The organism is Erwinia oleae (assembly GCF_000770305.1).
Taxonomy (GTDB): Bacteria; Pseudomonadota; Gammaproteobacteria; order Enterobacterales; family Enterobacteriaceae; genus Erwinia; species Erwinia oleae.
The window spans coordinates 37,613-60,434 of record NZ_JNVB01000038.1 but is presented as its reverse complement, the minus strand read 5'-3'; the positions used below and the strand labels follow the sequence as shown (position 1 = coordinate 60,434).

At 55.5% G+C, this 22,822-nt stretch carries 17 protein-coding genes, 1 other RNA gene, 3 pseudogenes and 1 other annotated feature; of the genes and pseudogenes, 17 read left to right on the top strand and 4 right to left on the bottom strand.

Going from position 1 to position 22,822, the window contains the following annotated elements:
* Positions 1-212: 212 nt before the first annotated feature.
* The 14 genes and pseudogenes from thrS to GS12_RS13320 all read left to right on the top strand — a co-directional run bounded on the left by thrS (position 213) and on the right by GS12_RS13320 (position 12,674).
* Positions 213-2,141, top strand: a complete 1,929-nt coding sequence (gene thrS / locus GS12_RS13380) for a threonine--tRNA ligase (protein ID WP_034914454.1) — start codon at positions 213-215, stop codon at positions 2,139-2,141.
* A 3-nt stretch (positions 2,142-2,144) separates the two neighbouring features.
* Positions 2,145-2,696, top strand: coding sequence for a translation initiation factor IF-3 (infC, locus tag GS12_RS13375; RefSeq protein WP_072016891.1), 552 nt, complete (start codon positions 2,145-2,147; stop codon positions 2,694-2,696).
* Between the two features lie 97 nt (positions 2,697-2,793).
* Positions 2,794-2,991 carry a 50S ribosomal protein L35 gene (rpmI, locus tag GS12_RS13370; RefSeq protein ID WP_006118955.1) on the top strand — a complete coding sequence of 66 codons (198 nt, stop codon included), beginning with the start codon at positions 2,794-2,796 and terminating at the stop codon, positions 2,989-2,991.
* Positions 2,992-3,030: 39 nt separating this feature from the next.
* A complete protein-coding gene (gene rplT, locus GS12_RS13365) occupies positions 3,031-3,387 on the top strand; it encodes a 50S ribosomal protein L20 (protein WP_016169860.1) in 357 nt (118 codons plus the stop codon).
* A gap of 69 nt (positions 3,388-3,456) precedes the next feature.
* Positions 3,457-3,582 (top strand) — a sequence feature (Phe leader region).
* Positions 3,466-3,507: pseudogene (locus tag GS12_RS24825) on the top strand (hypothetical protein). (Overlaps the previous feature by 42 nt.)
* Positions 3,583-3,661: 79 nt before the next feature.
* Positions 3,662-4,645 (top strand): phenylalanine--tRNA ligase subunit alpha, encoded by a 984-nt coding sequence (gene pheS / locus GS12_RS13360; protein ID WP_034914465.1) that lies wholly within the window; start codon positions 3,662-3,664, stop codon positions 4,643-4,645.
* A gap of 15 nt (positions 4,646-4,660) precedes the next feature.
* On the top strand, positions 4,661-7,048 hold the full coding sequence (gene pheT / locus GS12_RS13355; protein WP_034947848.1) for a phenylalanine--tRNA ligase subunit beta: 2,388 nt from the start codon (positions 4,661-4,663) through the stop codon (positions 7,046-7,048).
* 4 nt (positions 7,049-7,052) lie between these two features.
* A complete protein-coding gene (gene ihfA / locus GS12_RS13350; protein ID WP_017802142.1) occupies positions 7,053-7,352 on the top strand; it encodes an integration host factor subunit alpha in 300 nt (99 codons plus the stop codon).
* Positions 7,353-7,429: 77 nt separating this feature from the next.
* Positions 7,430-8,402 (top strand): annotated as a pseudogene (gene btuC, locus GS12_RS13345) (vitamin B12 ABC transporter permease BtuC).
* Positions 8,403-8,428: 26 nt separating this feature from the next.
* Positions 8,429-8,974, top strand: a complete 546-nt coding sequence (locus tag GS12_RS13340; protein ID WP_034914473.1) for a glutathione peroxidase — start codon at positions 8,429-8,431, stop codon at positions 8,972-8,974.
* Positions 8,974-9,716 (top strand): annotated as a pseudogene (gene btuD / locus GS12_RS13335) (vitamin B12 ABC transporter ATP-binding protein BtuD). The gene GS12_RS13340 and the pseudogene btuD overlap by 1 nt, the downstream one beginning before the upstream one ends.
* 64 nt (positions 9,717-9,780) lie before the next feature.
* Entirely contained in the window at positions 9,781-10,239 is a 459-nt protein-coding gene (locus tag GS12_RS13330) for an NlpC/P60 family protein (RefSeq protein ID WP_034914478.1), read from the top strand.
* A gap of 173 nt (positions 10,240-10,412) precedes the next feature.
* A complete protein-coding gene (locus tag GS12_RS13325) occupies positions 10,413-11,156 on the top strand; it encodes an EAL domain-containing protein (RefSeq protein ID WP_034947845.1) in 744 nt (247 codons plus the stop codon).
* A gap of 81 nt (positions 11,157-11,237) precedes the next feature.
* Complete coding sequence (locus GS12_RS13320; RefSeq protein ID WP_034947842.1) at positions 11,238-12,674, top strand: protein adenylyltransferase SelO; 1,437 nt, start codon at positions 11,238-11,240, stop codon at positions 12,672-12,674.
* Between the two features lie 32 nt (positions 12,675-12,706).
* Here GS12_RS13320 and GS12_RS13315 read toward each other — a convergent pair whose 3' ends face one another.
* A complete protein-coding gene (locus GS12_RS13315; protein ID WP_034947839.1) occupies positions 12,707-13,753 on the bottom strand; it encodes a 3-deoxy-7-phosphoheptulonate synthase in 1,047 nt (348 codons plus the stop codon).
* A 145-nt stretch (positions 13,754-13,898) separates the two neighbouring features.
* Complete coding sequence (gene ppsR, locus GS12_RS13310) at positions 13,899-14,732, bottom strand: posphoenolpyruvate synthetase regulatory kinase/phosphorylase PpsR (RefSeq protein WP_034914493.1); 834 nt, start codon at positions 14,730-14,732, stop codon at positions 13,899-13,901.
* A gap of 437 nt (positions 14,733-15,169) precedes the next feature.
* Here ppsR and ppsA point away from each other — a divergent pair, with 437 nt between their 5' ends.
* Complete coding sequence (gene ppsA, locus GS12_RS13305) at positions 15,170-17,551, top strand: phosphoenolpyruvate synthase (RefSeq protein WP_034947837.1); 2,382 nt, start codon at positions 15,170-15,172, stop codon at positions 17,549-17,551.
* Between the two features lie 63 nt (positions 17,552-17,614).
* Here ppsA and rprA read toward each other — a convergent pair.
* Positions 17,615-17,725, bottom strand: an RNA gene (rprA, locus tag GS12_RS23365) — antisense sRNA RprA.
* A gap of 258 nt (positions 17,726-17,983) precedes the next feature.
* On the bottom strand, positions 17,984-19,096 hold the full coding sequence (gene ydiK, locus GS12_RS13300) for an AI-2E family transporter YdiK (RefSeq protein ID WP_034914499.1): 1,113 nt from the start codon (positions 19,094-19,096) through the stop codon (positions 17,984-17,986).
* Between the two features lie 215 nt (positions 19,097-19,311).
* Between ydiK and ydiJ the strand changes: the two genes are divergently transcribed.
* The gene (gene ydiJ, locus GS12_RS13295; RefSeq protein ID WP_034947834.1) at positions 19,312-22,365 is read left to right on the top strand and encodes a D-2-hydroxyglutarate dehydrogenase YdiJ; all 3,054 of its coding nucleotides are present in this window, start codon (positions 19,312-19,314) and stop codon (positions 22,363-22,365) included.
* Positions 22,365-22,796 carry a hotdog fold thioesterase gene (locus GS12_RS13290; RefSeq protein ID WP_034947831.1) on the top strand — a complete coding sequence of 144 codons (432 nt, stop codon included), beginning with the start codon at positions 22,365-22,367 and terminating at the stop codon, positions 22,794-22,796. The genes ydiJ and GS12_RS13290 overlap by 1 nt, the downstream gene beginning before the upstream one ends.
* Positions 22,797-22,822: the final 26 nt, after the last annotated feature.

The window sequence follows — 22,822 nt, the reverse complement described above, 5'->3', positions numbered from 1 at the left end:
TCTGCGCTTTCTTTGACCTGCCCTCTGTAGCGTGTAAGATACTCATCCTTCAGTGCTTTCGCTGATTGCGAAAATAGTGAACGTCTTAGCCAGGCGGAGCACCAAACGGACAACCGTAAGTCGGTTTCAAGTCTCATCGACCTGACACATTTTAAGAATCAACGTTGTATGTAGCCTTGCGTATGGGTTACCACTGCAATTAAGGATGTAACATGCCAGTAATTACTCTTCCTGATGGAAGCCAGCGTAGTTTTGATCGTGCCGTCAGCGTAATGGATATTGCCCTCGATATTGGCCCCGGTCTTGCCAAAGCCTGCATTGCCGGTCGCGTTAACGGCGAACTGGTGGATGCGGTTGATCCCATCACCGACGACGCCAGCGTGGCCATTATCACCGCGAAGGATGAGGCGGGTCTTGAAATCATTCGCCACTCCTGCGCGCACCTGTTAGGGCACGCCATCAAGCAGCTTTGGCCCGGCACCAAAATGGCCATCGGCCCGGTTATCGACAACGGCTTCTATTATGACGTTGATATCGATCGCACCCTGACTCAGGAAGATCTCGAGCAGTTGGAAAAGCGCATGCACCAGCTGGCCGAAAGCAATTACGACGTGGTAAAGAAAAAGGTGAGCTGGCAGGAAGCGCGCGACGTGTTCGCGGCCCGCGGTGAAACCTATAAGACCATCATTCTTGATGAAAACATCAGCCATGACGATCGTCCCGGCCTGTATCATCATCAGGAATACATCGATATGTGTCGTGGCCCGCACGTACCTAACATGCGTTTTTGCCATCATTTTAAACTGCAAAAACTCTCCGGCGCCTACTGGCGCGGTGACAGCAACAATAAAATGTTGCAACGCATCTACGGCACCGCCTGGGCCGATAAGAAGCAGCTCTCTGCCTACCTACAGCGCCTGGAAGAGGCGGCGAAGCGCGATCACCGTAAAATCGGCAAGCAGCTCGACCTCTATCATATGCAGGAAGAGGCCCCGGGCATGGTATTCTGGCACAACGACGGCTGGACCATCTTCCGCGAGCTGGAAGTGTTTGTGCGCAGCAAGCTGACTGAATATGACTATCAGGAAGTGAAAGGCCCATTGATGATGGACCGCGTGCTGTGGGAAAAAACCGGCCACTGGGAAAACTACAAAGAAGCGATGTTCACTACTTCTTCAGAGAACCGTGAATATTGCATCAAGCCGATGAACTGCCCCGGCCACGTGCAGATTTTCAATCAGGGTCTAAAATCATACCGCGACCTGCCATTACGTATGGCGGAGTTCGGCAGCTGTCACCGCAACGAACCTTCGGGCGCGCTGCATGGCCTGATGCGCGTGCGCGGATTCACGCAGGACGATGCGCACATCTTCTGTACAGAAGAGCAGGTGCGCAGCGAAGTAAACAGCTGCATTCGCATGGTTTATGACATGTACAGCACCTTCGGTTTTGAGAAAATCGCGGTAAAACTCTCAACCCGTCCGACAAAACGTATCGGTTCAGACGACCTGTGGGATCGCGCCGAAGCAGATCTCGCCGCGGCGCTGGAAGAGAACGCTATCCCGTTTGAGTATCAACCGGGCGAGGGCGCGTTTTACGGGCCGAAGATTGAGTTTACTCTGCACGATTGCCTCGATCGCGCCTGGCAGTGCGGCACCGTTCAGCTCGACTTTTCGTTACCGGGTCGCCTGAGCGCGTCCTACGTGGGTGAAAATAATGAACGTCAGGTGCCGGTGATGATTCACCGCGCTATCCTGGGATCGGTCGAACGCTTTATTGGTATTCTTACTGAAGAGTACGCTGGCTTCTTCCCAACCTGGCTGGCACCTGTGCAAGTGGTGGTGATGAATATCACCGATAGTCAGTCCGAATATGTTGCAGAATTGACCCGAAAACTTCAGAATGCGGGCATTCGTGTAAAAGCGGACTTGAGAAACGAGAAGATTGGCTTTAAAATCCGTGAGCACACTTTACGTCGTGTCCCTTATATGCTGGTCTGTGGTGATAAAGAGGTGGAAGCAGGCAAAGTTGCCGTTCGCACCCGCCGCGGTAAAGACCTGGGAAGCATGGACGTAAACGACGTGATCGCGAAGCTGCATGACGAGATACGCAGCCGCAATCTTCATCAACTGGAGGAATAAAGTATTAAAGGCGGAAAAAGAGTCCAACCGGCGCGTCCTAATCGCATCAACAAAGAAATTCGCGCCAATGAGGTTCGCCTGACTGGCGTCGATGGCGAGCAGATTGGCATTGTCAGTCTGAATGAAGCTTTGGAAAAAGCTGAAGAGGCGGGCGTTGATTTAGTAGAAATCAGCCCTAACGCCGAGCCGCCCGTTTGCCGTATCATGGATTACGGCAAATTCCTTTACGAAAAAAGCAAATCTTCTAAAGAACAGAAGAAAAAGCAAAAAGTTATTCAGGTTAAGGAAATTAAATTCCGTCCTGGCACCGATGATGGCGACTATCAGGTAAAACTACGCAACCTGGTTCGCTTTCTGGAAGAGGGCGATAAAGCCAAAATCACGCTGCGTTTTCGCGGTCGTGAAATGGCGCACCAGCAGATCGGTATGGAGATGCTTAACCGCGTCCGTAAAGATCTGTGCGAAGACACGGATTTAGCTATCGTTGAATCCTTCCCTTCAAAAATTGAAGGGCGTCAGATGATCATGGTGCTCGCTCCGAAGAAGAAACAGTAGGCCATAAAGTAATGACAATCCGTTGCGGTTCACGCCGCGCGGATTTTTATTCGCCTGTCTGATTCATTTTATTAACAATGCGAAGTGGATGTTTTAAATGCCAAAGATTAAAACTGTACGTGGCGCGGCCAAGCGCTTCAAGAAGACGGCTTCGGGCGGCTTCAAGCGTAAACACGCTAACCTGCGTCATATTCTGACCAAAAAATCGACCAAACGTAAACGTCACCTGCGTCCGAAAGGCATGGTGTCTAAAGGCGATCTGGGCTTAGTTGTAGCCTGTCTGCCATACGCATAAGTCATTATTTTTTAAATCAGAATATAACAGGAGAGCGTAATGGCTCGTGTAAAACGTGGTGTAGTTGCTCGCGCACGTCACAAAAAAATCTTAAAACAAGCTAAAGGTTACTACGGAGCACGTTCGCGTGTTTACCGCGTTGCCTTCCAGGCTGTTATCAAAGCTGGTCAGTATGCTTACCGTGACCGTCGTCAACGTAAGCGTCAGTTCCGTCAGCTGTGGATCGCGCGTATCAACGCAGCGGCCCGCACTAACGGTATCTCTTACAGCCGTTTCATTAATGGCCTGAAAAAGGCGTCAATTGAAATCGACCGTAAGATTCTGGCTGACATCGCCGTATTCGACAAAGTGGCATTCACTGCACTGGTAGAAAAAGCGAAATCAGCGCTGGCGTAAGCCAGTTGAAAGAGGGAGCTTGTCTCCCTCTTTTATTATCTGTAGTCTGCACAAATGCCTATCGAAGGTCACAACATTATGAACGCTGCTTTTCGCTTCTTTTTTTACTTTACCACCTGAATCAGGGTGGCTTAAGCGCAAAGAAAAGAAACGAAAAATCGCGCTGAAAGCCTCCCTTGTGGAGGCTTTTTTGTTTTTGGCGCCGTGTAAATTGGACGAGCACTCGTCTCTGGAAAAAACAGACCGGCCATCGCGGCTGGAAGAAGAGGAAAGCATGTCACAGCTTGCAGAACTGGTGGCGAACGCGACAGCGGCCATAAACAACGCTCCGGACGTTGCCGCGTTAGATGCGGTTCGCGTTGAATATCTTGGGAAAAAAGGACACCTCACGCTGCAAATGACCACGCTGCGTGAACTGCCCGCTGAGGAGCGTCCGGCGGCTGGTGCAGTGATCAACGAAGCAAAGCAGCAGGTGCAGGAAACGCTTAACGCGCGCAAAGAGACACTGGAGTCTGCCGCACTGAACGCCCGTCTGGCAGAAGAAACCATTGACGTGTCACTGCCGGGCCGCCGGGTTGAAAACGGCGGTTTACATCCGGTCACCCGTACCATTGACCGCATCGAAGCCTTTTTTGGCGAGCTGGGTTTTGCCGTAGCAACCGGCCCTGAAATTGAAGACGATTATCACAACTTCGACGCGCTGAACATTCCCGGACATCATCCGGCGCGCGCCGACCATGATACCTTCTGGTTTGACGCCACGCGCCTGCTGCGCACGCAGACCTCCGGCGTGCAGATCCGCACCATGAAAAATCAGCAGCCGCCGATCCGCATCATCGCGCCGGGCCGCGTCTATCGTAATGACTATGACCAGACACACACGCCGATGTTTCATCAGATGGAAGGGTTGATTGTTGATAAAAACATCAGCTTTACCAACCTGAAAGGCACGCTGAACGACTTTCTGCGCAACTTCTTTGAAGAAGATCTTCAGATCCGCTTCCGTCCTTCCTACTTTCCGTTTACTGAACCGTCTGCCGAAGTGGACGTCATGGGTAAAAACGGCAAATGGCTGGAAGTGTTGGGCTGCGGCATGGTGCATCCCAACGTTCTGCGCAATGTCGGCATCGATCCGGAAGTTTACTCCGGCTTTGCCTTCGGCATGGGTATGGAGCGCCTGACCATGCTGCGCTATGGCGTGACCGATCTGCGCGCCTTCTTCGAAAACGACTTACGTTTCCTCAAACAGTTTAAATAAGAGCGGGTAACACGAATGAAATTCAGCGAACTCTGGTTACGTGAATGGGTTAACCCGGCCATCGACAGCGCAGCATTGTCTGAACAAATCACCATGGCCGGCCTGGAAGTGGACGGCGTGGACGCCGTTGCAGGCGCATTTCACGGCGTGGTGGTGGGTGAGGTGGTTGAGTGCGGCCAGCACCCCAACGCCGACAAACTGCGCGTAACGAAAATCAACGTGGGCGGTGAACGCCTGCTGGATATCGTCTGCGGCGCGCCAAACTGCCGTCAGGGCCTGAAGGTTGCCGTGGCAACGATTGGCGCCGTGCTGCCGGGCGATTTCAAAATTAAAGCGGCTAAGCTGCGCGGCGAACCGTCTGAGGGCATGCTCTGCTCTTTCTCCGAACTGGGCATTTCCGACGATCACAGCGGTATTATCGAGCTGCCCGCTGACGCGCCGGTCGGGACGGATATCCGTGAATTCCTTCACCTTGACGACAGCACCATCGAGATCAGCGTCACGCCTAACCGTGCCGACTGCCTGGGCATCATTGGCGTGGCGCGCGATGTCGCGGTGCTGAATAAGCTGACGCTGAACGGGCCGCGCATTGAGCCGGTCGCCGCCACCCTTCAGGATACGTTTCCCATTCAGGTTGATGCGCCCGAGGCCTGTCCGCGCTATCTGGGCCGCGTGATTAAAGGCGTAAATGTAAGCGCCGCCACGCCGCTGTGGATGCGCGAGAAGCTGCGCCGCTGCGGTATCCGCTCTATCGATCCGGTGGTGGATGTGACCAACTTTGTTCTGCTGGAGCTGGGCCAGCCGATGCATGCTTTCGACCTGGATCGCATCGACGGCGGCATCATCGTGCGCATGGCGGAAGAGGGTGAAACGCTGACGCTGCTCGACGGCACCGAAGCAAAACTCAATGCGGATACGCTGGTGATTGCTGACCACCAGAAAGCGCTGGCAATGGGCGGCATTTTTGGCGGCGAGCACTCAGGCGTGAATGAAGCGACCTGCAACGTGCTGCTGGAGTGCGCCTTCTTCAGCCCGCTTGCGATCACGGGTCGCGCGCGTCGCCACGGCCTGCATACCGATGCTTCTCACCGCTACGAGCGCGGCGTCGATCCTGAACTGCAATACAACGCCATGGAGCGCGCCACGCGCCTGCTGCTGGAGATCTGCGGCGGCGAGGCCGGCCCGGTAATTGATGTTACGCACAATGAGGCGCTGCCGAAGCGCGCCACCATCACGCTGCGGCGTGAAAAGCTCGATCGCCTGATCGGCCATGTCATTACCGATCAGGAGGTCAGCGATATTCTGCAACGTCTCGGCTGTGACGTGACGGTTACCGACGGCGCGTGGCAGGCCGTGGCGCCATCATGGCGTTTCGATATGGAAATCGAAGAGGATCTCGTTGAAGAGGTCGCGCGGATCTATGGCTATAACAACATTCCCAACGTGCCGGTGAAGGCCAGCCTGGAGATGACGCGCCATCGCGAAGCGAATCTGTCGCTGAAGCGCGTAAAAACTATGCTGGTGGACAAAGGCTATCAGGAAGCCATTACCTACAGCTTTGTCGATCCTAAAGTTCAGGCGCTGCTCCATCCCGGCGAAGCGCCGCTGGTGCTGCCCAGCCCGATCTCCGTCGAGATGTCGGCCATGCGCCTTTCGCTGCTGACCGGCCTGCTGACGGCGGTGGAATATAATCAAAATCGCCAGCAAAGCCGCGTACGTCTGTTTGAAGCCGGGCTGCGCTTTGTGCCTGATACACAGGCAAACCTGGGGATCCGTCAGGACGTTATGCTGGCAGGCGTCATCTGCGGCGCACGCCTTGAAGAACATTGGGATGTGGCGCGTCAGCCAGTTGACTTCTATGATTTAAAAGGCGATTTGGAATCCGTCCTCGATTTAACCGGCCGCCTGGCGGAAATCGAGTTCCGCGCCGAACCGCATCCGGCTCTCCATCCGGGGCAGAGTGCGGCAATTTATTTGCAGGGCGAACACGTCGGGATTATCGGTGTGGTACACCCGGAACTGGAACGAAAACTGGATCTTAACGGTCGCACGGTGGTATTCGAACTGGAGTGGGATAAGGTTTCAGACCGCGTCCTGCCTGATGCGAGCGATATTTCACGCTTCCCGGCAAACCGTCGCGATATCGCTGTTGTGGTAGCGGAAACGGTACCCGCAGCAGATATTATTGCGGAGTGTAAGAAAGTTGGCGTAAATCAGGTAGTTGGCGTAAACTTGTTTGACGTGTACCGTGGTAAGGGCGTAAACGAAGGTTTTAAGAGCCTTGCTATCAGCCTGATTTTACAAGATACCAGTCGGACACTCGAAGAAGAGGAGATCGCTGCAACCGTCGCCAAATGTGTTGCGGCGTTAAAAGAGCGATTCCAGGCAACCTTGAGGGATTGAACCTATGGCGCTTACAAAAGCTGAGATGTCTGAATACCTTTTTGAAAAGCTGGGGCTTAGCAAAAGGGACGCCAAAGAACTGGTGGAGCTGTTTTTTGAAGAGGTGCGTCGTGCTTTAGAAAACGGTGAGCAGGTGAAACTATCAGGATTTGGTAATTTTGACCTTCGCGACAAAAATCAACGTCCGGGACGGAATCCTAAAACCGGTGAAGACATTCCGATTACCGCGCGCAGAGTGGTTACGTTCCGGCCGGGACAGAAACTCAAAAGCCGCGTCGAGAACGCTTCGCCGAAAGAAGACTGATTTTTTTATCCTGAAAAGGCCGCCTGTGCGGCCTTTTTCTTTGCGGTAACGCGCGTTCTCAACTCAATATCGTACGGATGACTCAACTTTCTACCTGCCGCGAACGTGCGCGGCACCATCATCAGCGCTGGCTGGCCGGGCTGGTCGCCCTCACGCTGCTGCTTTTGCTGCTCAGCCTGTGCGCGGGCGAACGGTGGCTGCTGCCCGACCAGTGGCTGAATCAGGATGCCAGACTGTTTGTGTGGCAGCTTCGGCTGCCGCGTGCGCTGGCGGTGCTGCTGACGGGCGCATCGCTGGCCGTCGCGGGCGCGGTGATGCAGGCGCTGTTTGAAAATCCGCTGGCGGAACCTGGCCTGCTGGGCGTGTCTAATGGCGCAGGAGTTGGGCTGGTGCTGGGCATCTTTGCGGGCAGCGGCTCGCTGTGGCAGCTCAGTATCTGTGCGATGGTCGGTGCGCTGACCGTTACGCTCGTGCTGCTTTTTTTCGCACGCCGCCAGCCGCCTGCTGCTGGCGGGCGTCGCGCTCGGCATCATTTGCAGCGCAATCATGACCTGGGCCGTTTACTTCAGCACCAGCCTGGATTTGCGTCAGCTGATGTACTGGATGATGGGCGGCTTTGGCGGTGTCGACTGGCGCCACGGCTGGCTGATGCTGGCACTGTTGCCGGTGCTGATCTGGCTGTGCACGCGCTGGCAAACGCTGAATCTGCTGGCGCTGGGCAGCGTGTCTGCCCGCCAGCTTGGTCTTTCACTGATGTTAACCCGCAGCGGGCTGGTGCTGGCGATTGGCTGGCTGGCCGGCATCAGCGTGGCGCTGGCGGGCGCCATTGGTTTTATCGGACTGGTGGTGCCGCACATTCTGCGGCTGAACCAGCTGGCCGATCACCGCGTGTTGCTACCGGCCAGCGCGCTGGCGGGCGGCAGCGTATTGTTGGCGGCCGACATCGTTGCCCGTCTGGCGATATCCGCCGCTGAACTGCCGGTGGGCGTGGTCACGGCCACGCTCGGCGCGCCGGTCTTTATCTGGCTGTTAGTTAAACATCGTGCTTAACTTTTTCACCTGAACAGGAGAACAGAATGACGCTTTATGATACCGAACTGATCACGATTGATGGCGACCGCACCCGTCTGGCTGAGTGGCGGGATAACGTCCTGCTGGTGGTGAACGTGGCATCAAAATGTGGACTGACGCCGCAGTATGAACAGCTGGAAAACCTGCATAAGAGATGGCAGGCGCAGGGATTCAGCGTGCTGGGCTTTCCCTGCAATGCGTTTTCAGGGCAGGAGCCGGGCAGCGAGGAGGAGATCAAAACCTTTTGCTCAACCACCTGGGGCGTCACCTTCCCGATGTTCAGTAAAATCGAGGTGAACGGGCCGGATCGCCATCCGCTCTATAAGGCGTTAATTGCCGCGAAGCCGGATGCCGTCGCGCCTGAAAACAGCGGTTTTCTGGAACGAATGAGCAGCAAAGGCCGCGCGCCGAAGCAGCATGGCGACATCCTGTGGAACTTCGAAAAATTCCTGATTGGGCGCGACGGCAACGTTCTGGCGCGGTTTTCGCCGGATATGGAGCCTGAAAGTTCCGTCATTGAAGAAAGCATCAGGCAGGCGCTGGCGAAGTAATGCTGCTTTCGTGCCATGATCTGGCGGTGCCGTCGCGGCTGGCGCCTGTTAGTGCGGACGTGACAAAGGGCGAACTGATCCATCTGCTGGGGCCAAACGGCGCCGGTAAGAGCACGTTGCTCGCCGCGCTCGCCGGACTGCTTCCGGCAGAAGGAGAGATGCTGTTCGCCGGCCGGCCGCTTGCGGCATGGTCAGCGGTTGCGCTGTCGCGCCGTCGCGCTTTCCTGCACCAGCAGGCACCGAAGCCGGACATGATGCCGGTCTGGCATTATCTGAGTCTCCATCAACCCGCTGACGCGCCGCAGCGCGACGACATGCTGAGCGCGATCTGTCAGCGTTTTCAGCTTGAGGACAAGCTGGCGCGCCCGCTTTATCAGCTTTCAGGCGGAGAGTGGCAGCGCGTCAGGCTGGCGGCAGTTTTCTGTCAGATTTCACAGCCGGAAGGCCAGCTTCTGCTGCTGGACGAGCCCCTCACCGGGCTTGACCTGGCGCAGCAGGCGGCATTTGACGCACAGCTCGCGGCGCTGGTGGCCACCGGCATTACCGCCATTGTCAGCGGTCATGATATCAACCACACGCTGCACCATGCGCGCAGCGTCTGGCTGATGAAAGAGGGAACGGTGATCGCGCCAGCGGCGCCGCCGACGAGGTGCTCCAGCCTGAACGGCTGAGCGAGGTGTACGCGATCCCGTTCCGTCGTCTGAATGTGGAAGGGCACGCGTTGCTGACCACCTTTTTTTGAGCGCCCGTTGCCTGACGCGCGCTTTTCCGGGTAGAGTAAACCGTCATATTTTCAGGGTTTCCCTATGCGCTGCTGGTTTCTGCTTCTGATTATTATGCTTGCGGGCTGTAGCCATCAGGCACCGCCGCCAAACGGACGCCTGTCTGATTCAATCACCGTCATTGCTCAGCTCAACGATCAGCTTGTGCAGTGGCGTGGCACGCCGTATCGCTATGGCGGTATGGGGCGCGGCGGTGTGGATTGCTCCGGCTTTGTTTTTTTAACCTTCCGCGATCGTTTTGCGCTTCAGCTACCACGAACCACCAGGGCGCAGACGGATATTGGCACGGAGATCGACAAAGACGATCTTCTGCCCGGCGACCTGGTATTTTTTAAAACCGGCGGCGGCGAGAATGGTCTGCACGTTGGCATTTATGACACTGATAACCAGTTTATTCACGCGTCCACCAGCCAGGGCGTTATCCGCTCCTCCCTGGATAACGTTTACTGGAAAAAAGTATTCTGGCAGGCGAGAAGGATCTGATTAAAACTTTTGTCTGCTTATCTGGTTGATGTGTTGGTCAGAAACCATCTTTTTAACGGATAATATGGTAGCGTTGTCATCGGATTGCGGTCGCCCGTTTCATCTCATGAACGTCAGTGATAGCGTGCTGAGAGTGCGGGCGGTGGGAATTGCCACTTTGCCTGGCGATAATAATGAAAATCTATCTGGAAGCAGATTACAAAAGCTATACGGCATTTTATCCCCTCTACAGCTTCGACGGACGGCTGCTCGCTGTCGAACTGCTCACGCATTTTTCCCACAGTACGGCAAATGTCGCCATCCCATACGATATGCTACTGCCGCAGCTCAATGAAGCACAGCGCGTGGCGCTTTTTCAAAATCAAATAAACTGTGTGGAAAAGCACCAGGCTTTTTTTCGGCAGCACAATGTTAACGTGGCAATAAATATTGATGAGCTACTGGCAAAGGCAATACTTGAAAACGAAATGCTGTTGCACAAAATGGCTGCACTCGAAATGATTTTGCTGGAAATCAGCGAAACATTTATCGGCATGAAACAAGCAAAAGGAAATGATTTATTAAGTGGACTGAGTGAAAAATTTGCGTTATCGCTTAAAAACTACGGATCGGGTAAAGCACCCTCAACGGCAATTTACGATAATCTGTTCTGGCAGATTAAGTTTGATAAAGGATTTATCCAACACAATTTTAATCGCCTTTCCTTCAAACCGTTTATTGGCAGCGTGATCGAGAATATTAAGCCGCACTGTCAGCAAATTATTGTGCAGGGTATTGACGATCTGGCCGCGCTGGAGAAAATCCGGCGCTTTGCGTTTAGCGGTATTCAGAGTTCGCTTTTCTCATTTGCCGGTGAAGAGACGCTTGATGCGCTGCTTCAGCCACCTGCCATACTGATCGAGCCGCCGACGCAATAACCCCGCACTCATTCCGTATTAAGCCACGCTCCTTCGGTCTACACTCAGGTCAATGTATTGAGGCAGTCGCAAGGAGTGAATATGCAATTTAACAACACCTGGCATGATGAGCTGGAGGGGTTCTACACCCGCGTCGCGCCCATGCCGCTGAAGGGTGCCCGGCTGCTTTATCACAGCGGCTCGCTGGCGCGCGAGCTGGGAATGGATGACGAGGCGGTGCGTGGCAATAGCGCGGTGCTGAGCGGCGAAGCACTGCTGCCCGGTATGCAGCCGCTGGCACAGGTCTACAGCGGTCATCAGTTCGGCGTCTGGGCCGGGCAGCTGGGCGACGGTCGCGGGATCCTGCTTGGCGAACAGCAGCTCCCGGACGGCAAAAAGTGGGACTGGCATCTGAAAGGCGCAGGACTGACGCCTTATTCACGCATGGGCGACGGGCGTGCCGTACTGCGTTCGACGCTGCGCGAGTTTCTCGCCTCGGAAGCGATGCATCACCTCGGCGTACCCACCTCGCGCGCGCTGAGCGTGATCGCCAGCGACGAACCGGTTTACCGTGAAACGGTCGAGCGTGGCGCAATGCTGCTGCGCGTGGCGGAAAGTCATCTGCGGTTCGGTCATTTTGAGCACGTTTTTTATGCGCGGCAGCCGGATAAGGTGCGCCAGCTTGCCGATTACGCCATCCGCCACCACTGGCCGCAGTGGCAGAAGGAGCAGGATCGCTATTTGCTGTGGTTCAGTGATGTGGTGAAGCGCACCGCGCGAATGATTGCGCGCTGGCAGAGCGTCGGCTTCGCCCATGGCGTGATGAATACCGATAACATGTCAATACTGGGGCTGACGCTGGACTACGGACCTTACGGTTTTCTTGACGACTACCAGCCCGATTTTATCTGCAATCATTCGGACTATGAGGGGCGCTACAGCTTTGAAAATCAGCCGATGATCGGTCTGTGGAACCTGAACCGGCTGGCCCATGCGCTCTCCGATCTGCTTACTACCGAACAGTTAAAGCAGGCGCTGGCGGGATATGAAACTGAACTGATGCGCAGTTGGGGAGAACTGATGCGTGCGAAGCTGGGGCTGGTCACGCAAAGTCAGGAGGATAACGATCTGCTTACCGGTTTACTGTCACTGATGACGCGCGAAGGCAGCGACTATACGCTGACCTTCCGTTTGCTGAGCGCAACCGAACGGCAGCAGGCGCAGTCGCCGCTGCGCGATGAGTTTATCGATCGCGATGCGTTCGATAACTGGTACACGCTTTACCGGCGGCGGCTGGCGCAGGAAGAGATAAGCGATGCGGTGCGCCAGCAGCAGATGAAGCTCGCCAACCCGGCGATTGTTCTGCGAAATTATCTGGCGCAGGCGGCGATTGAAGCGGCGGAAAAAGAGGATATCAGCGTGCTGACGCGGCTGCATCAGGCGCTGAGCAATCCGTTTGAGGATGCGCCAGCCTTTGCCGATCTGACGCGGCGACCACCGGACTGGGGTAAAAAGCTGGAGGTAAGCTGCTCAAGTTGAACAGCGCGCGGGAAACCCGTCCCGCGCGGCGATCAAAAACGTGTATCCACCGCCCTGGCGAGGGTGTCCAGCACCGCTTCGCTGTCCTTCCAGCCGAGGCAGGGATCGGTAATGGACTGACCGTAAACCAGCGGCGTGCCGGGCTGCACTTTCTGCGTACCTTCCTCAAGAAAGCTTTCAATCATTACGCCGGCGATCGCGCGGGAACCGCCACGGATCTGCTCAGCGATGTCATCGGCCACGGTTTTCTGACGTTGATGCTGCTTCAGGCAGTTGCCATGGCTGAAATCCACCACCAGCTGTTCCGGCAGAGAAAAATCACGCAGCCTCGCCGCTGCCGCTGCAATATCTTCCGCATGATAGTTCGGCTGACGGCCACCGCGCATGATCACGTGCCCTGAGGGATTGCCGCTGGTCTGATAAATGGTCATCTGCCCGTGCTTATCAGGTGAAAGGAACATATGGCTGACGCGCGCGGCGCGGATCGCATCCACCGCAATCTGGATGTTGCCATCGGTTCCGTTTTTAAAACCTACCGGACAGGAGAGCGCCGAGGCCATTTCGCGATGGATCTGACTCTCGGTGGTGCGCGCGCCAATGGCGCCCCAGCTAATCAGATCGGCGATGAACTGGCCAATCACCATATCCAGAAACTCAGTCGCCGTTGGCATGCCGAGCGCATTGATATCCAGCAGAAGCTTGCGCGCCACGCCAAGCCCGTGGTTGATGCGAAAGCTGCCGTCCAGATCGGGATCGGAAATCAGTCCTTTCCAGCCGACGACGGTGCGCGGCTTTTCGAAGTAGGTGCGCATCACGATTTCAAGGCGCGAATGATATTTGTCGCGCAGCGCGGTCAGCCTGGCGGCATACTCCAGCGCCGCTTTAGGATCATGCAGCGAGCAGGGGCCAATGACGACCAGCAGACGCGCATCGTCACCGGAAAGGATACGGGCGATACGTTGTCGTGACGCTGTCACGTTTTCTGCAATGGCAGGGGTAACAGGGTGCCGTTTAATCAGCTCATCGGGCGTAATAAGGCTTTCGATGCGCGCGGTCCGCAGTTCATCCGTTTTGTTCATAGCAATCTCTGAATTTTTGTCTTCGCAGCGGTGGTAGTACCGGGAAGTGATGGCGATCACAATAAACCAAACTGCGGCGATTTCAACTGAAAGTACGCTCAGATAAAAAGGGTCATTATTCTCGCCCTCTTCGCGGGCAAAACCGTCAGTACATGCGACGGGTCAGACCGGTGATGTCAAGGATGCGTGTGGCAATCTCCTCAACTGAATAGTTGGTACTGTTAAGGTAGGGAATTTGATGCGTGCGGAACAGCGCTTCCACTTCACCCACTTCCAGCCGACACTGACGCATTGAGGCGTAACGTGTATTTTCGGCGCGCTCCTGACGAATAGCGGCAAGACGTTCCGGATCGATGGTCAGACCAAACAGCTTGTTCTGAAAGGTTTTCAACGCGGGCGGCAGCTTCAGATTATCCATATCATCGGCAATAAAAGGATAGTTGGCGGCGCGAATACCAAACTGCATCGCCAGATAGAGGCTGGTAGGCGTTTTTCCGCAGCGTGATACGCCAAGCAGGATCACCTGCGCTTCTTCCAGTCCGCGAAGAGAGATGCCGTCGTCGTGCGCCAGCGTGTAATCAATGGCCGCGATGCGCGCATCATATTTGCCGAGGTTGCTGGCCGTCAGGCCATGCGTGCGGTTGGCGACCGGCGCTGGCGCAATGCCCAATTCCTGCTGGAGCGGCGCCACCAGCGACTGCATGATATCCTGACAAAAGCCGTCGCTTTGCAAAATGATTTCGCGGATCTCCGGCGCGATAATGGAAATAAACACCAGCGGCCGCACGCCGCTGTGCTGATAAAGCGCATTGATCTGTCCCTTTACCGCCTGAGCGCGCTGAACATTTTCCACAAAAGGCAGCGTGACGCTGTTGATACCCACGGGAAACTGCGACAGCACGGCATGACCGAGCACCTCTGCGGTGATCGCCGTGCCGTCAGAAATATAAAAAACGCTGCGTTCGCTGCCAGTGTCCATCTTTTCTCCCGTTATGAAATGTGGTGTTAACCGCAAAACATGATGCCGTATTCGCAGTAAATTAAGAATAGCGACTCTGTGAGAAGAAGACATTCTTTTGCTGATGTTTCCCGTCATAACATTTATGAAATGTCGTTTCTGTAAACTATGCGTAAAAATAGCCCTTTCCCAAAAAAACATTCTTAATGGCTATCAAAAAAAGCGATGCGCAAATCCTTTTTCCTGAAAATGACGCTGCAAGTCTATTTCGTTAATTTTTAAGGATTTGTCTTATTTATACTGTTGCGCAACGGAATAAAACCGCGCGGAGTTTTCTTAAAAGTCGTTTTTTTTTCTGCTTGAACGATTCAATAGTTTCTTTCCTGTACGTGAATGTGCCAGGCTCAAAACGCATTATTAATCCCTTATAGTTAATAAATTTTAAAAGGATTGCTTCAATGTCCAATATAGGCGAGTTGCCGCTTGTGCTTTGGTATAACCAACTTGGCATGAACGATGTTGATCGTGTGGGAGGCAAAAATGCCTCCCTGGGTGAAATGATTACCAATCTGTCCTCGCTCGGCGTTTCCGTTCCGAACGGCTTTGCGACGACCTCCGATGCTTTTAATCAGTTCCTCGATCAAAGCGGCGTGAATCAGCGTATCTATGATTTGCTGGATAAGACCGATATTGATGATGTTGACGAGCTGGCTAAGGCGGGCAAACAAATTCGTCAGTGGATCGTGGAGACGCCTTTTCAGCCCGCGCTGGAGGAGGCGATCCGCGAGGCGTATCAGCAGCTCTCGTCTGACGACGCAGAGGCCTCGTTTGCCGTGCGCTCCTCCGCCACCGCAGAGGATATGCCTGACGCCTCCTTTGCGGGTCAACAGGAAACGTTTCTTAACGTGCAGGGTTTTGACGCCGTACTCATCGCGGTGAAGCATGTTTACGCCTCATTATTTAACGATCGCGCTATCTCTTATCGCGTGCATCAGGGCTATGACCACCGTGGCGTGGCGCTCTCTGCGGGCGTGCAGCGGATGGTACGTTCAGATCTGGCCTCAGCGGGCGTAATGTTCACCATTGATACCGAATCCGGTTTCGACCAGGTGGTCTTTATTACTGCGGCCCTCGGCCTTGGCGAGATGGTGGTGCAGGGGGCGGTCAACCCTGATGAATTCTACGTGCACAAGCCTACCCTTGAGGCCAAACGCCCGGCCATTGTCCGTCGTACCATGGGCTCGAAAAAAATCCGCATGGTTTATGCCGATTCGCAGGCCCACGGCGAGCAGGTCAGGATTGAAGACGTGCCGCAGGCGGATCGCGATCGTTTCTGCCTGACCGATGACGAAGTACATGCGCTGGCCGCGCAGGCTGTGCAGATTGAAAAGCATTATCAGCGCCCGATGGATATTGAGTGGGCGAAAGACGGTCACACCGGCAAGCTGTTTATCGTGCAGGCGCGGCCCGAAACCGTGCGTTCAAACGGTCAGGTCATGGAGCGTTATACGCTTCAGGGCAAAGGCGATGTGGTGATTGAAGGCCGCGCTATCGGTCATCGTATCGGTGCGGGAGAAGTAAAAGTCATTCATGATATCAGCGAAATGAATCGCATCCAGAAAGGCGACGTGCTGGTGACCGATATGACCGATCCCGACTGGGAGCCGATCATGAAGAAGGCCTCCGCCATTGTCACCAACCGCGGTGGACGTACCTGCCACGCAGCGATTATCGCGCGTGAACTTGGTATTCCTGCGGTGGTGGGCTGCGGCCACGCCACGGACGTGCTGAAAGACGGACAGAGCGTGACGGTTTCCTGCGCGGAAGGCGATACCGGTTACGTCTACAAAGAACTGCTCGACTTTGAGGTGAAAAGTTCGCAGGTGGATGAGATGCCGCCGCTGCCGTTAAAAATCATGATGAACGTCGGCAACCCGGATCGCGCCTTTGACTTTGCCTGTCTGCCGAATGAAGGGGTGGGTCTGGCGCGTCTGGAGTTCATTATCAACCGCATGATTGGCGTGCACCCGAAAGCGCTGCTGGAGTTCGACCAGCAAACCCCGGCGATTCAGGCGCAGATCCGCGACATGATGAAAGGTTTTGACGATCCGGTTGAGTTCTATATTGCGCGACTGACGGAAGGGATCGCCACGCTTGGCGCGGCGTTCTCGCCAAAACGCGTTATCGTGCGTCTCTCCGACTTTAAGAGCAACGAGTACGCCAACCTGGTCGGCGGCGAGCGTTACGAACCGGAAGAAGAGAACCCCATGCTGGGCTTCCGTGGTGCGGGACGCTACGTGGCTGACAGCTTCCGCGACTGCTTTGCGCTGGAGTGCGCCGCGGTAAAACGCGTGCGCAACGACATGGGGCTGACCAATGTCGAAATTATGGTGCCGTTTGTTCGCACCGTGGCGCAGGCGAAGGCGGTGGTGGAAGAGCTGGGCCGTCAGGGCCTGACGCGTGGCGAAAATGGCCTTAAGCTCATTATGATGTGTGAAATTCCTTCGAATGCGCTGCTGGCCGAGCAGTTCCTGGAGTACTTCGACGGCTTCTCCATCGGCTCCAACGATATGACCCAGCTGGCGCTTGGTCTTGACCGGGACTCCGGCGTGGTTTCAGAGCTGTTTGACGAGCGCAATGACGCGGTGAAAGCGCTGTTGTCGATGGCGATCCGCGCCGCGAAGAAACAGGGCAAATACGTCGGTATCTGCGGTCAGGGGCCATCGGATCATGAGGATTTTGCCGCATGGCTGATGGAAGAGGGCATTGACAGCCTGTCGCTTAACCCGGACACCGTGGTGCAAACGTGGCTGAGCCTGGCGGAGATGCCTGCGAAATAATTAGCATCGCTAAGTAATAAACCCAAAAGGCCAGATTTTCTGGCCTTTTTTTACGGATTTTTTTTAAAAAAAAGCCCATCACATGGGATGGGCAAAGACTACACACAGCAATTCGTTAATTTTTTTCAAGGGTAAACCGTTGATCAAATATCATCGATTTAGTCGTGAACATGTGACTTATCTTATTAAGGTGGGAAGGATGAGTCTTTAAGAATCCTCTTATTAGTTTACCGATGGTAATCTTTTTTAATGCTTAGCGCTGATGAATACCTTAAAAGCTGTATTAAAGTTAATCAATTAACGCGCAACGTTTCTACAGCGCTCAAATAAGCGTCCATTATGATAAAAATAACTAATCAAAGTAACTTAACGGGAAAGGAGAAACGCTCAGGAAACAGAGAAGCGGCCATGATAATGGCCGCAAAAGGTTAATTATTTTAATTCATGCTCAATTTCAGCAAGTTCTTCAACCACCTCCAGCGGATCGTCGTGCGGCGCTGGCGCATCGTGCATCCAGACCAGCATCAGGCGATAAGAGACGGCCAGCACCACCGGCCCGATAAACAGGCCAATCATGCCAAAGGCGACCAGTCCGCCGATCACCCCGGAGAGGATCAGGATCATCGGCAAATCTGCGCCCATTCTGATCAGCATCGGGCGCAGCACGTTATCCAGCGTGCCCACCACACAGCTCCAGATCAGCAGCACCGTTCCCCAGGTGGTGTCACCGCTCCAGTAAAGCCAGATGATAGCGGGGATCAGCACCAGCAGCGGGCCGAGCTGAACCAGGCAGGAGAGGATCATCAGCACGGTAAGAATGGTGGCGTAAGGAATGCCGCAAATCGCGAGACCGATGCCGCCCAGCACACCCTGTACCAGCGCGGTGACCACCACGCCGAGCGCAACGGCGCGGATCGCCTGTCCGGCCAGCAGCACGGCTGCATCACCGCGACGCGATGCGAGACGGAATGCAAAGTGACGAATGCCCTGCGCCACCTGTTCGCCACGCCAGAAAAGCAGCACGCTGAACAGCAGCATCAGCCCAAGGTGCAGCATAAAGCGGCCAAAGTGACCGGCCTGGGCAAACAGAAACCCGCTGGTGCGCCCGATATAAGGCTGGATTTGCGTCAGCATCGCGCTGCCGCCGCCCTGGACAAGGTGATGCCAGCCCGAATATAGCTTCCTGCCGACCAGCGGAATGCTCCTCATCCAGTGCATATCCGGCAGTTGAAACTGCTTTGAGGTTACCCATGCCACCACCGGCCCGCTGTTTTCAATCAGACTGTTGACCAGGATCGCCACCGGAATAATGAACAGGAGGATCAGAATCAGCGTCATGGCGATCACCGCCAGCGAGCGTCGTCCCCACAGCCAGCTCTGGAATTTGATCATCAGCGGCCAGCTGGCGATCACCACCATACTGGCCCAGGCGAAACCGAGAATAAACGGCTGAACCACCCAGACGCAGGCAACAATCAGCAGGGTGATAAACAGCAGGGAGAAGATGATTTGTGGGAAATCCCATCCTTTTTGTGCGATCTTCATGCGTAAACGTAACCTCAATAAAATAAGAACGATGTCGCTTTTCCTTGAAGCGTTCCCGGCTTCATCTTAATGATGCGGCATTAATCGCTTTTAAAACAGATCCGGCACGTTATTCTTTTCGCTGATGATTTTGAAATGGCGACAGGCCATAAAAAAGTGTGATAAAACCCTTAAAGCGACAGTTTTTTTCACCTCAATTTTTTGGTCACCCGACAATGATCCCACAGATTTCTCAGGCGCCAGGCCTGGTTCAACTGGTGCTGAACTTTTTGCAGGCGTTAGAGCAGCAGGGCTTCACCGGCGATACCGCCACCAGTTATGCCGATCGCCTGGCGCTTTCAACGGATAACAGCATCTACCAGCTTCTGCCCGACGCGGCGCTTTTTCCCCGCTCAACCGCCGACGTTGCGCTGATCGCCCGACTGGCCGGGGAGCCACGCTTTGAGAGCCTGGTGTTCACCCCGCGCGGCGGCGGCACCGGCACCAACGGTCAGTCCCTGAACCAGGGGATCGTTGTGGATATGTCGCGTTATATGAACCGTATTCTCGACCTTAACGTCGAACAGGGATGGGTAAAAGTGGAAGCGGGGGTGATCAAGGACCAGCTCAACGCCTTCCTGAAGCCGTATGGCTACTTCTTCTCGCCGGAGCTTTCAACCAGTAACCGCGCCACGCTCGGCGGCATGATCAACACCGACGCATCCGGACAGGGATCGCTGGTGTACGGTAAAACCTCCGATCACGTACTCGGACTGCGCGCGGTACTGCTGGGCGGCGAGATACTTGATACGCGCCGGGTACCGGTATCGCTGGCTGAAGCCCTGGCGGCGGAGAAAACGCCGGAAGGGAAAATTTATCGTACGGTGCTGGAAAGCTGCCGCGACGGCAGGGCGTTGATCCTTGAGAAGTTCCCCAAACTGAACCGCTTCCTGACCGGTTACGACCTGCGTCATGCCGTCAGCGACGATCTACAGCATGTCGATCTCACGCGCATTCTCTGCGGTGCCGAAGGCTCGCTGGCGTTCATTGCGGAAGCGCGCCTTAATATCACCCCCATCCCGAAGGTTCGCCGCCTGGTGAATATTAAGTATGACTCCTTCGACTCGGCGCTGCGCAACGCGCCGTTTCTGGTGGAGGCGAAGGCGCTGTCGGTGGAAACTATCGATTCGAAAGTGCTGAACCTGGCACGGGAAGACATTGTCTGGCACTCGGTGAGCGAACTGATCGCCGACGTGCCCAACCGTGACATGCTGGGGCTGAATATTGTCGAATTTGCAGGTGATGATGAAGAGACAATCAGTGAGCAGGTGACTTCGCTCTGCGCCCGGCTGGAAACATTAATGGCGGCGGGTGAAGCGGGCCTGATTGGTTTTCAACTGTGCGACGACCTGAGCGGCATTGAGCGCATCTACGCCATGCGTAAAAAAGCGGTTGGGCTGCTCGGCAACGCAAAGGGGCGCGCCAAGCCCATTCCCTTTGTGGAGGACACCTGCGTGCCGCCGCAGCATCTGGCGGACTATATTACCGAATTCCGTGCGCTGCTTGATGATCATCATCTCAGCTACGGCATGTTCGGCCACGTTGACGCAGGCGTACTGCACGTGCGGCCCGCGCTGGATATGTGCGATCCGCAGCAGGAGATGCTGATGAAACGGATTTCCGATGAGGTGGTGGCGCTGACGGCGCGCTATGGCGGCCTGCTGTGGGGCGAACACGGTAAAGGCTTTCGCGCGGCGTACAGCCCCGCCTTCTTTGGTGAGGCGCTGTTTACCGAACTGCGGCGAATCAAGGCGGCGTTCGATCCGGAAAACCGGCTCAATCCGGGCAAAATTTGCGCGCCGCTCGGCGTCGATGAGCCGATGATGGCGGTGGATGCGGTGAATCGCGGTACCTTCGACAGGCAGATCCCGGTCAGCGTCCGCACCGACTGGCGCGGCGCCATGGAGTGCAACGGCAACGGGCTGTGCTTCAATTTTGACGTTAAAAGCCCGATGTGTCCGTCCATGAAGATCACCGGCGACCGCATCCATTCGCCCAAAGGGCGCGCGGCGCTGACGCGCGAGTGGCTGCGTCTGCTGGCCGGGCAGGGCGTCGATCCGCTGGCGCTGGAAAAGAGCCTGCCCGAGGAGAAGGTGAGCCTGCGCGGAATGATTGCCCGCACGCGCAACAGCTGGCATGCGAAGCGCGGCGAGTATGATTTTTCCCATGAGGTGAAAGAGGCCATGTCCGGCTGTCTCGCCTGCAAAGCGTGCTCAACCCAGTGCCCGATTAAAATTGACGTACCGAACTTTCGCGCCCGTTTCCTTCAGCTTTACCACACGCGCTATTTGCGCCCCGTCAGCGACCATCTGGTGGCCGGTGTCGAAAGCTATGCACCGCTGATGGCGAAAGCGCCAAAGGTCTTTAACTTTTTCCTGCGTCAGCCGCTGATGCGCGAAATGAGCAGGAAGCATGTCGGGATGGTGGATCTGCCGCTGCTCTCGTCGCCGAATCTTAAACAGCGGCTGGCCGGACAACCGGCGATGCGCACCACGCTTGAACAGCTTGAAAAAATGAGCGAGGAGGCGCGTGCGCGCCACGTGCTGGTGGTGCAGGATCCCTTTACCAGCTATTACGAAGCCCAACTGATTGCCGACTTTGTCGCCCTGATCGAAAAGTTAGGATTTAAGCCCGTGGTGCTGCCGTTTTCGCCAAACGGTAAAGCGCAGCATATTAAAGGATTTCTGCAACGCTTTGCCCGCACCGCACGCAAGACCTCCGACTTTCTCAACCGTGTGGCGGCGCTGAGGCTGCCGATGGTTGGCGTCGATCCGGCGCTGGTGCTCTGTTATCGCGACGAGTATCGTGAAGCGCTGGGCGACGAGCGCGGTGACTTCCACGTGCAACTGGTGCATGAATGGCTGCAACAGGCGATGCCGCAAAGCGAGACAAAGGCGCAAAGCGGCGAAGCCTGGTATCTGTTCGGACACTGTACCGAGGTCACCGCGTTGCCATCGTCTTCAGCGCAGTGGACATCGATTTTTTCCCGTGTTGGCGCACGGCTGGAGAGCGTCAGCGTGGGCTGCTGCGGCATGGCCGGCACCTACGGACACGAAAGTAAGAACCTGAAAAACTCGCTCGGCATCTACGAGCTTTCCTGGCATCCCGCACTGCAACAATTTCCTCGCCAGCGCTGCCTGGCAACCGGCTACTCCTGCCGCAGCCAGGTGAAGCGCATTGAAGGAAACGGAATGCGTCATCCGCTACAGGCGCTGCTGGAGATTATTTGATGGCTATCTGGAAACGAGCGGCCACGCTGGAGACGTTGAACCAGCGCGGGGAGCAGACGCTGGCCGGACACCTCGGCATCGTCTTCACCGCCATGACTGACGACACGCTGGAAGCGACTCTGCCGGTTGATGCAAGAACGCGTCAGCCTTTCGGCCTGCTGCACGGCGGCGCCTCGGCAGCGCTGGCCGAAACGCTCGGTTCAATGGCGGGTTACCTGTGTACCGAAGGCAGCGACGTGGTAGTCGGTCTGGATATCAGCGCCAGCCACGTTCGTTCTGCCAGAGAGGGACGCGTTAAAGGCCTCTGTCGCGCGGCGCATCTGGGCCGCACGCATCAGGTATGGCTTATCGACGTATTCGATGCAGAAGGGCGGTTGTGCTGCGTCTCAAGGCTGACCACGGCGATTTTGTCAGGCAGGCCAGAAGAGTGATATAATATGCATCTTTAAGACGGTTG